This window comes from uncultured Mailhella sp. (assembly GCF_947631555.1).
GTDB lineage: Bacteria > Desulfobacterota > Desulfovibrionia > Desulfovibrionales > Desulfovibrionaceae > Mailhella.
This window is the reverse complement of sequence record NZ_CANRLT010000084.1, coordinates 1-10078: the sequence shown is the minus strand read 5'-3', so window position 1 is coordinate 10078 and position 10078 is coordinate 1. Positions and strand designations below refer to the sequence as shown.

Genomic DNA, 10078 nt, shown 5'->3' with positions numbered 1-10078 from the left:
CTCTGGCGTTGTTTCAGCGATTTCGCGTTAACGGCAAGATCGAAGAACTTTTATCATTATTAAAGTGATACTCTCTCAAGATGGTGCATCTTGGCAAGCAGACGGGAATAGGGTATACTATTTTTTTGCCCGATAATATTTCTTCAGACAAAAAAAGGATCGCCCTGCATGGCTGATACTTCCCCGCTGACTGAGGAGCTGCAGATCACGGCTCCTGAAAATTCCCTTTCCCCCTGTTCTCTGGAGACATTGCCCGCGGCAATGCAGGACGCCTGCGCCCGGGCCGGATGGAGCCGCCTCATGCCCGTGCAGGCCCACGCCCTGCCATACCTCATGGCGGGCCGGGACATCATGATTCAGTCCCGCACGGGCAGCGGCAAGACCGGCGCCTATCTTCTTCCTCTGCTTACGCTTGTCGAGCCTGAACTTTGCCGTCCGCAGGCGCTCATCCTTGCGCCCACGCGGGAACTGGCCGGCCAGGTGGAGCATGAAGCACATATGCTGTTCGAAGGCACGGGCGTCCGCGTGGCGTCCCTGTACGGCGGCGTGGGCTACGGGCGGCAGCTGGAAGCCCTCAAATCCGGCGTTCAGGTCATCGTGGGCACGCCCGGCCGCATTCTCGACCATCTCCTGCGGCGCACACTGTCGCTGGATGCCCTGCGCGCTCTGGTGTTCGACGAGGCCGACCGTATGCTCTCCATCGGCTTCTATCCCGACATGAAGGAAATACAGCGTTACCTGCCGAAGAAGCCCATCCTGTCCACGCTGTTTTCGGCCACCTATCCTCAGCATGTGCTGAATCTGGCCGGGGAATTTCTGCGCGATCCGCAAATGCTCAGCCTTTCGCAGGGGCAGGTGCATGTGGCGGCCATACAGCACTGTTTTGTGGAGTGCGGCCGCATGGACAAGGATCGCACGCTGGTGCGCCTGATGGAGACCGAAAACCCGACCTCCGCTATTATTTTCTGCAACACCAAGGCCAACGTCCATTACATCGCCGCAGTACTCAAGGGCTTCGGCTACAGCGCTGACGAACTTTCCGCCGACCTTTCCCAGAACAAGCGCGAGGAAGTGCTCAGCCGACTGCGCGAAGGCAAGGTGCGTCTGCTCGTGGCCACGGACGTGGCCGCCCGCGGCATCGACATCCCCGACCTGTCCCATGTTTTCCTCTACGAGCCGCCGGAAGACCGCGAATCCTACATCCATCGCTCTGGCCGTACGGGCCGCGCCGGTGCTGCCGGAACCGTCATCTCTCTGGTGGACATCATGGAGAAGATGGAGCTTCAGCGCATTGCCTCCTTTTACCGTATTGAACTCGTGGCTCTGGCCAATCCTACGGATGAGGACGTGGCCCGCGCCGCGGGACAGCGAGAGACAGCGCTGCTGGATGCCCGCCGCCGCGCCTGTACCGGCCTTCAGCTTGAGCGTGCCCGCCGTTATGTGAACCTGGTCAGAAGCATGGCTCAGGGAGATGATGAAGACCAGCTGCTTTTGCTGGCCCTGCTCATGGACGCCGACTATCAGCGCAGCCTGGGCCTGGAACAGACCCTGCCCCGGCCCCGCGTCGAACGTGAGGCTCAGCGCAATCCTCAGGAGGAACGCCGCCCTTCCCGCAAGCGCCGCAGAGGCGGTGCGCGTCAGGAAGCGTTGCCCACATCCGAATCCGAGGGAGCAGGGAAGAATGCCCCCGCCGAAAAGCCGGAAGGCGGACGCCGTGAGAACGGCACTGCTCACGAAACAGACGGATGGTCACCGGAAACGGCACTTCACGAAGGCACACCTGAGGCAGGAGAGGGCAGACGCCGCCGCTCCCGCAGGCGTTCCCGCCGCCGGGTTTCTTCGCCGGAACAGGGCAGCAGTCAGGAAGCGGCTCCGCAGCATGAGCCGGAAGAGGCGTAGCGCATGGCCCTGATGACGGTTGCCGATCCTCAGGCCGGACGCGCCACGCCGGAAGCGCTGGTGGAGACCTTCGAAATTCTGCTTGCGGAAGCGGATCTTCCGGGCTTCCAGAAAATCCTGGGTGTCGGGCGTTTTTCTCTGAAGCGCAGACGTGAGACGGAGACGCTGTTCACGGCGCTGTGTACCAGTCTGTGGCGGCTGGCCATGAGCAGTGCCATTCCCGACATGGGTGAGCCGGCGTATATGCTCTATCGGGATTCTCTGTGGGTGCGCATGAAGGACGCCGATACCTACGTTGTGCTGATTTCGGACATCATGGGCCATCTGCCGGACAGCGGCAAGGCCGATTTCACCCCCACGGCGCGGGAGCTGCTGCGGCGGGCCGGAGTCCGCGAGGAGCCGCCTATTCTGGTGGGACTGGCTTTGTTCCTGCGGCATCTGTATGAGTATTTTTTCAACCATCTCCTTTGAGTTCGGGAAACAGTCATGCCTCAGTACGGTGATCTGGTCATTCTGGCGTCCCCGCGCGGCAAACGCCACATCTACCGCCTTGACCCGCGTCAGGATCTGCACACTCAGGACGGCGTCATGCGCGCCTGCGACCTCGCCGCTGCGGAGTTCGGGACGGAAGTGCGCACAGCGCTTGGCGTACCGTTCCGTCTTGAGCAGCCGCAGCTCTACGATCTGGTCATGGGCATCAAGCGTCAGACCCAGATCATGTACCCCAAGGACATGGGGCTGATCTGCTTTAAGCTCGGCGTGGGCAAGGGGCGCACCATTCTTGAAGCCGGTTCCGGCTCCGGAGGCTTCACGCTTGCGCTGTCATGGTTTTCCGGTGCGGAAGGACACGTTCACAGCTTCGAAGCCCGCGAGGAATTTCATAAACTGGCGAAGCGCAATCTGGAATGGGCGGGACTGGGGAACAATGTCTCCCTGCACCTGCGTGACATAGCGCAGGGCTTCGGACTGCACGAGCCTAGCATCCTCAACGACAGGCGCGCCGACGCGCTGTTCCTGGACGTGCGTACGCCCTGGGCCTATCTTGACGCCGCGCGGGAAGCGCTTGTGCCGGGTGCACCGCTCGCCTTCCTGCTGCCCACGGTGGAGCAGGTTTCAGAGCTTATTGCGGCACTGGAAATCGGGCCTTTTGAAGAGACGGAAGTGTGCGAAGTGCTGGTGCGTCCCTGGAAAGCCGTGCCAGGCCGTCTCCGTCCCGCCGACCGTATGAACGCCCACACGGCCTTTCTGGTCTTTTCCCGGCTTCAGGAGCGCAGCGCCGCCTGGGATGCCTTCATCCCCCTGGGGACGCGGGAGCGCAAGCAGGAGGCGGCACGGCAGGCCAGGCTTGCCGAGGCCCGCGGCGAGGATTCCGAAGCGGTGGACTATGATGTGTGAAGGCGGCTGCGGAGTCAGCCAGCGGATAGGGCCGAATGTGGATTGAAACATGAACATTGTCATCCAGAATCTTTCCAAGTCTTACGGCGGGCGCGAGATCTTCAACGATTTCTCGCTGGATATCGCGGATGGTATGCGCCTCTGTGTGTGCGGACCCAACGGTACGGGCAAGTCCACGCTTCTGCGCATGATGGCGGGCGCGGCCGCTCCGGACGGCGGCCGGGTCATCTTCCCCAGAGGCTGCCGCGTGGGCTATGTGGAACAGATACTGGACGAGGACATTCTTGACCTGCCACTCCTTGAATGGGTACAGGCCGCGCTCCCGGACTGGGGGGACTTCTGGAAGGAATGGGAGCAGGCGCAGCAGAACGGTGACGAAGCCGTGCTTGCCCGGCTCATGGCGCGGCAGCACGACCTTGAAACGCGTTACGGCTACAACCCGGAACAGCGTGCCCAGACCGTGCTTTCCGGGCTTGGTTTTTCCCGAAAGAAATGGGAACTCCCCCTGCGGCAGCTTTCCGGCGGCTGGCGCGAGCGCGCGAAACTGGCCCGCGTACTCACGGCCGGAGCGGACGCGCTGCTTCTCGACGAACCCACCAACCATCTGGATCTCGAAGCCGTGGAATGGCTTGAAGAGTTCCTTATGGATTTCAATGGGATACTGGTATTCGTGGCCCACGACCGGGTGTTCATGGATCATGTGGGGACACATGTGCTCTACCTGGGGGCGTCCAGGCCGCTCTTCCGCAAGTGCAGCTACACGAAATTCATGGAGCTTCAGGCAGAGCTTGAGGAGCAGCGCGAACGCGAAGCCAAGCAGATCGCGGATGAGATTGACCGCAAGATGGATTTCGTGCGCCGCTTCAAGGCCAAGGCTACCAAGGCTCGCCAGGCCGGTTCCCGCCAGAAGCAGGCAAAGAGGCTGGAAAAGGAACTGGAGCAGTACCGGCCCGAACCGAAACGCCGGGAGCTGTCCTTCAAATGGCCCGAAGCCGCGCCTTCGGAAAAGGTGGTGCTGTCCGCAGCGGATCTGGCCTTTTCGTTCCCGGACGGCACGACCTTGTGGCCGCCGCTGACCTTTTCCCTGTTCCGGGGGCAGCGCGTGGGGCTGGTGGGACACAACGGCTGCGGCAAGTCCACACTGCTCAAGATTCTGGCCGGGCAGCTTTCGCGCACAGGCGGCCGTCTGAATATGAGTTCCACCACGCGACTTGGCTATTACAGTCAGCAGCAGGCGGAAACGCTGGATCTCGGCGGCACGGTGCTCGGCGAGATGCGCCGCCTTTCCGACCCCCACACCTCGGAAGAAGAACTCATGAGCGTCCTCGGACTCTTCCTGCTGGGCCAGAGCTATTTCGACCGCTCCGTTTCCTCGCTCTCCGGCGGCGAGCGCAGCCGTCTGGCGCTGGCGCTGCTGTTCCTGCGCCGTTGCAATGTCCTGGTTCTCGATGAACCCACCAACCATCTTGACCTGGAAAGCCGCGATGCCCTTGTGGAGGCGCTGGAAGCCTTTGACGGAACGCTGCTGGTGGTGGCGCACGACCGCTATCTGCTTTCTCAGGCCGTGGATGAGGTCTGGGCCGTGGATGAGACGGGCTTCACCGTGTACAAGGAGGGCTTTGTCCAGTATGACGCCGCGCGTCATGCGGCAAAGACCGCTGAAAAGCAGTCCGCGGCACCCGTGCCGGAACCTGGCCGGGCTTCCGGGAATACGGGGCTTTCCCGCGACGATTTGAAGCGCATCAAGCGGGAACAGGCGGAACTGCGCAACGCCCTCTATAAGGAACTGAAGCCCCTGCAAGTCCGCTATGCCGCCATGGAAGCCGATCTGGAACTTGTGCTTGAGCGTCACGACGAGGTGGAGAAGCTCCTTGCCGACCCTGCCGTCTATGCGGACGGAGCCAGAGCCTCGGAGCTGCTCAGGGAATTTCACGAACTGGAGACAAAGTCGGAACAGGGGTTGGAAGCCCTCGGCGAACTGGAAACGCAGATCGCTGATCTGGAAGCGCGGCGGGCCGCACTGTCCCTGGAAGCCGGTGGGGATTGAGTACCACCGTAGACGGCTTTCAGGGCGATGCTTTGGGATACAGAAAAGTCCTGCATGTGCGCCGTCAAAAGCACTTATTGGGAAAGTCGCACTCTGGAGTTTCCTGTCAGGATTGGAAGTTCCGGCTTTAGCGGGCCACATCCTGAAAACGGACGCCGCCATCGGCCTGGCACACGGGCATAATTTCTATCTGTGTCACATCCATGTGCGGTGGGCAATTGATTACCCACCATACGGTATGTGCGATGTCTTCGGGTAGGAGAGGCTGTCCCTGCCGGTATTCCTGCTCCATGCTTTCCACATCGCCGTCGTTGTGGACAAGGGCAAATTCTGTACGGGTGCGGCCCGGCGAGATGCAGGTTACACGGATGGGCGTACCCAGAAGATCGGCGCGCATGTTGTCGGAGAACAGGCGCACGAAGGCCTTGCTTGCTCCGTAGACGTTGCCTGTGGGAAAGGCGCGGGTTCCCGTTGCGGAACCGATATTGACGATATGTCCGTGTTTCCTCGCCAGCATACCGGGCAGCACTGTCCTGGTGCAGTGGAGTAGCCCGAGAATATTGGTGTCCACCATGCGTTCCCATGCGTCCATATCGGCGTTCTGAACCAGTCCGTGTCCGGCGAAGAGACCGGCATTGTTCATCAGGACGTCAACGGCGGCAAAGTTTTCGGGGAGCGAACCGAAAGCTGCAAAGGTCTGCGCCCTGTCGCGTATATCGAAGGTGAGACCGAAAAACGAGTCTCCCAGTTCCTGTTTTAATGACTGAAGTCTGTCTTCGCGCCGTCCGGTTCCTATGACTTTCCAGCCGTTTTTTACAAAAAGCCGAGCTGTGGCCTGCCCAAGACCAGAAGTTGCGCCAGTAATGCAGATGGTATTGCTCATGATGTTCTTTCCTTCATCAAAGATTCCCTTGTGGTTGAAACCGCCACGTTATGGGGAAAGAATGGTTGACACAACGGCGAGCCGATGAAATCCTTTTTCGTAGTCGTTCCCTGAAGGGAGAGGATAATCTGCACAAGCCCCCATCTGCCGGCTGCTGAGCCAGCCGGCAGATGGGGGCTTGACTGTGGACTGAAACATATCCTTTTTGGGTTACATGAAATGGGTCAGGAAAAGGGAAAGTTCAGGTACATAGGAAACGATGAAGAGCATGACAAGCATGGCTCCCAGAAGCGGTACGGCGGCCAAAGCAATGCGCTCCGCTCGCTCCTCGGAGATGGCCGCAGCTACAAAAAGACTCTGGCCGATGGGCGGTGTGATGAAGCCAATGGCCAGGTTGCACACCATAATGACGCCGAAATGTACGGGATCCACCCCCAGTTTGACCATCATGGGCATAAGTATGGGAGAAAGAATGAGCGTGGCCGAGGCAGATTCCATAAGTGCGCCCACGATAAGCAACAACAGGTTGACGATGAGGAGCATGGCGGTTTTGCTGGAGGTGATGGAGATCATCCATTCGGAGATAAGATCCGGGATCTGTTCAATGGCCATCACATAGCCAAACACGCTGGCCATGGCTACGAGGAAAAGTATGGTGGCTGCGGTAACAGAACTGTCTACCAGTGTTTCAACGAGATTTTTACGGGATATGCCCTTGAGGACGAATACTCCGACGAGAAAACCGTAGAGTGCAGCCACACCTGCGGCCTCCGTAGGCGTCATAATGCCACCGTAGATACCGCCGAGGATGATGACCGGCACCATGAGTGCCCAGCGGGCGTCCCAGAGCGCATGACCGATCTCGCCCCAGCTGTATTCCTTGTCTTCGCCGCGCCAGCCGTTCTTTTTGGACACATACCAGGAGACCGTCATAAGCAGTCCTGCGGTGAGGACGCCGGGGAGTATGCCGCCCACAAACAGCTTGCCGATAGATACGTTGGTGATAACACCGTAGAGTACGAAGGGATTGCTTGGCGGAATCATGACGCCAATGGCACTGGAACAGGCCACGATAGCACCGGAAAAGGCTTTGGAATAGCCGCGTTCCACCATGGCGGGAATGGTGATCATACCGATGGCCGCGCAAGTAGCGATGCCTGAACCCGAGATGGCGCCAAAGAAGGTACAGGCCATGACGGTGGCCATGGCCAAACCGCCGGTACGCCGTCCGAGCATCATGTCGGCAAGACCGATAAGCTGGGAGGAAAGGCCGCCCTTGCCCATGAAGATGCCGGCGAGGACGAAGAAGAAAACCGCCAGCATGGGGAAGGAGTCCAGAGAATTATAGGCAGTCTGGGCTACGATGTTAAGCTGGAGAAAACCTGAGGCGTGGACGGCCAGAGCGCCCGAGAGCCCAAGTGCCACAGCTACGGGGATACCCATGATCATGCCGCCGAACAGGGCTGCAAGGAGTACGAAGGTAGTGCTGAGATTCAGGAACAGGAAAGGGGCGACTACAGCTGCGGCTAAGAGTACCGCCAGGAGTAATTTGCCCCAGCCTTCTTCACGTACGAGCTTCAGCGTGTCCTGGAGCACACGAACCGTCTGGGCAAAAAAACCGAATAGCAGTATGGAATAAGGTATCCAGTAGGGAATACGTAGAGTGGGCGTCTGCTGGGGAAATTGAAACTGAAGGCGGAGGAGGCGTACAGCCAGACACATGATGGTCACGGTGAGGGTGAATGTGGCCACGTTGTTGAACATCAGGACAAAGTGATGATATTTTTTTGGCACCAGCCAGTCGATGAAGGCCGTCATGCGGATATTTTCCCGTCGTTTGATAACGAGCGGAACGGCGAAGTAGGTACACCAGATCAGACAGAAAAGTGCGAGTTCTTCCACTGCAGAGGTGTCCACGTTTATTTTGAACCATGTACCGAGGATATACCGTGCGAACACCTGATACGGGATGAGAAGGCATGAGGCCGCACAAGCAATGACAATGATAGGCTTTTCGGCGTTTTCGTCCATCCAGCGCAGGAGTTTCAGGAAAGTCGACATGACAGGCTCCAGAAAAAGATGGGGTGTCCGGCGGACTTAGCCGCCGGACAAGAAGAGGTGAGAGAGGAAGCGCCGCTTACTTCTGGACATCCTGGATGAGCTTGACGAATGCAGGGTCAATGCTCTTCAGGTATTCGTCATACAGCGGAGCGAGGTTCTTTTTAATCTCGGCTTTTTCGGCGTCTGTGAGTTCGATGAATTTGATATTCTTCTGCTTGCAGTATTCCACGCCCTTAAGATCGAAGTCGGCGCTCATGTCCCACTCTTCCATCTGGGCTTTGCGGCCGGCGTCGATGATCATTTTCTGTTGTTCAGGGGAGAGCGCGTCGAATTTCGCTTTGTTCATAAGCACGAAGAGCTTAGCCATGTTGTGCCGGGTGAGCAGAAAGCGGTCTTCAAGTTCGGCGCGGTTGAAGGAGGCAAAGGTACCGAAGTTGATGATTTCACCGTCCACAGTGCCCTGCTGAAGAGCGGTATAGACTTCGGTCCAGCCTACAGGGCAGGGGTTCATGCCCAGGGCGTTGACAAAGCCCTTTTCGATGGGCGACATGGTCACGCGAGCTTTGACGCCGCGGGCGCTGGCCAGATTTTCAACGCCGGATTTGGGCGTTAAGGCATACGAACGGAAGGGCGAATCCAGTGTCATAACAAGCTTCAGGCCGACTTTCTGAGCTTCCGCGTCCACATACTTGTACAATGGGCCGTCGTAGGGGTCAAAAGCCATCAGGAACTGGCGATTTTTTTCATATTCAACCATGTAGGGCAGATCCATGGCGAGCAGGGGTTTGATGAACAGATTGAGCTGGCTTTGGCCCACGAGATTGAAGTCCAGAGACCCCTGCTGACACATTTCCGTGGCGACACGGTCGTTGCCAAGAACACCGTTGCTCATCACGCGAACTTCTATCTCGCCGTTTGAGATTTCTTTCAGATTTTTGGCAAACTGTTCGCAGCCGAAAGTGTAGTCATCATTGGGACCGCCGGTATTGGCCAAGCGATAGACGACTTTGGCTTCAGCGGCAGCAGGGAGCAAGAGCAGTCCGGTGAGGGCAAGGGAAAGAGCCGTGCGAAACAGGAAAGACAGATTCATAAGGCGCTCCTTGTATTATCGTGTCATCGGGACGGCTGTGTGAGCTGTCCCAAATACGTTTGAGATTACAGCCGTGCAGCCGCGTCCCAGCCTGATTCGATGGCCGTGCGGATGGTGCCAACACAGTCGCAGTCACCGACGTTGATCACATCGAAGGCTGTATCGGCGAACTGATCCCGTTCGGCGGTCAGGGCACGGGAACCGGCGCTGACGATAACGGTATCAGCTTCAAGGAAGTTTTCCTTGCCGTCTTTGTCGGTGACATAGACGCCCTTGTCGGTGATGCGCGTACACGTGGTTTCGAGCATGGTCTTGACGTGGTTGAGTGTCATGTGTTCCTCAAGGCTCATACGTTCGGAGATCTGGGAGTTGGCAGCCAGCCAGCGGGTCATTTCGACAACGGTCATGTCATGCCCCTTGCCGCCGAGCTGGATGGAAAGCTCACAGCCCACGGAGCCGCCGCCCACGATGATGACCTTCTTCCCAACGTTCTCCTCGTTTCCGAATACGTCCCATGCCGGCATGGCGTTTTCAATGCCCGGGATGGGCGGAACGGCCTGAGTCGCTCCAACGGCCACGATACAGGCGTCAAAATTGGCGCTTTCGATCATCTGCGGCGTGGCCTCGGTGTTCAGAAGTACCGTCACTGGAGCTTTTCTGATTTGGCAGATGAAGTAATCCCGGAGCTTGCGCACATGCTCCT

8 protein-coding genes are annotated in these 10078 nt (G+C 58.5%); 4 read left to right on the top strand and 4 right to left on the bottom strand.

Going from position 1 to position 10078, the window contains the following annotated elements:
- The first annotated feature begins 168 nt into the window (after nucleotides 1-168).
- From Q0Z94_RS09995 to Q0Z94_RS09980, 4 genes are read left to right on the top strand one after another with little or no spacing between them, the layout of a single operon-like run.
- Nucleotides 169-1899 (top strand): DEAD/DEAH box helicase, encoded by a 1731-nt coding sequence (locus tag Q0Z94_RS09995; RefSeq protein ID WP_298069312.1) that lies wholly within the window; start codon nucleotides 169-171, stop codon nucleotides 1897-1899.
- 3 nt (nucleotides 1900-1902) lie between these two features.
- Entirely contained in the window at nucleotides 1903-2370 is a 468-nt protein-coding gene (locus Q0Z94_RS09990; RefSeq protein WP_298069310.1) for a hypothetical protein, read from the top strand.
- A 15-nt stretch (nucleotides 2371-2385) separates the two neighbouring features.
- Nucleotides 2386-3294 (top strand): tRNA (adenine-N1)-methyltransferase, encoded by a 909-nt coding sequence (locus tag Q0Z94_RS09985; protein WP_298069308.1) that lies wholly within the window; start codon nucleotides 2386-2388, stop codon nucleotides 3292-3294.
- Nucleotides 3295-3343: 49 nt separating this feature from the next.
- Complete coding sequence (locus Q0Z94_RS09980; protein WP_298069306.1) at nucleotides 3344-5341, top strand: ATP-binding cassette domain-containing protein; 1998 nt, start codon at nucleotides 3344-3346, stop codon at nucleotides 5339-5341.
- Nucleotides 5342-5468: 127 nt separating this feature from the next.
- On the opposite strand, the gene Q0Z94_RS09975 is transcribed toward Q0Z94_RS09980, so the two are convergent.
- The 4 genes from Q0Z94_RS09975 to Q0Z94_RS09960 form a co-directional block, all read right to left on the bottom strand.
- Nucleotides 5469-6224 (bottom strand): SDR family NAD(P)-dependent oxidoreductase, encoded by a 756-nt coding sequence (locus Q0Z94_RS09975; RefSeq protein WP_298069304.1) that lies wholly within the window; start codon nucleotides 6222-6224, stop codon nucleotides 5469-5471.
- Between the two features lie 210 nt (nucleotides 6225-6434).
- A complete protein-coding gene (locus tag Q0Z94_RS09970) occupies nucleotides 6435-8285 on the bottom strand; it encodes a TRAP transporter large permease subunit (protein WP_298069302.1) in 1851 nt (616 codons plus the stop codon).
- Between the two features lie 76 nt (nucleotides 8286-8361).
- On the bottom strand, nucleotides 8362-9375 hold the full coding sequence (locus Q0Z94_RS09965; protein WP_298069300.1) for a TRAP transporter substrate-binding protein: 1014 nt from the start codon (nucleotides 9373-9375) through the stop codon (nucleotides 8362-8364).
- Between the two features lie 65 nt (nucleotides 9376-9440).
- The coding region (locus tag Q0Z94_RS09960) for an FAD-dependent oxidoreductase (protein WP_298069298.1) at nucleotides 9441-10078 on the bottom strand (638 nt) is incomplete at its 5' end.

Coding starts and splice junctions, on each gene's coding strand:
- Q0Z94_RS09995 (WP_298069312.1), top strand. CDS start 169: ATGGCTGATACTTCCCCGCTGACTGAGGAGCTGCAGATCACGGCTCCT.
- Q0Z94_RS09985 (WP_298069308.1), top strand. CDS start 2,386: ATGCCTCAGTACGGTGATCTGGTCATTCTGGCGTCCCCGCGCGGCAAA.
- Q0Z94_RS09965 (WP_298069300.1), bottom strand. CDS start 9,375: ATGAATCTGTCTTTCCTGTTTCGCACGGCTCTTTCCCTTGCCCTCACC.
- Q0Z94_RS09970 (WP_298069302.1), bottom strand. CDS start 8,285: ATGTCGACTTTCCTGAAACTCCTGCGCTGGATGGACGAAAACGCCGAA.
- Q0Z94_RS09980 (WP_298069306.1), top strand. CDS start 3,344: ATGAACATTGTCATCCAGAATCTTTCCAAGTCTTACGGCGGGCGCGAG.
- Q0Z94_RS09975 (WP_298069304.1), bottom strand. CDS start 6,224: ATGAGCAATACCATCTGCATTACTGGCGCAACTTCTGGTCTTGGGCAG.
- Q0Z94_RS09990 (WP_298069310.1), top strand. CDS start 1,903: ATGGCCCTGATGACGGTTGCCGATCCTCAGGCCGGACGCGCCACGCCG.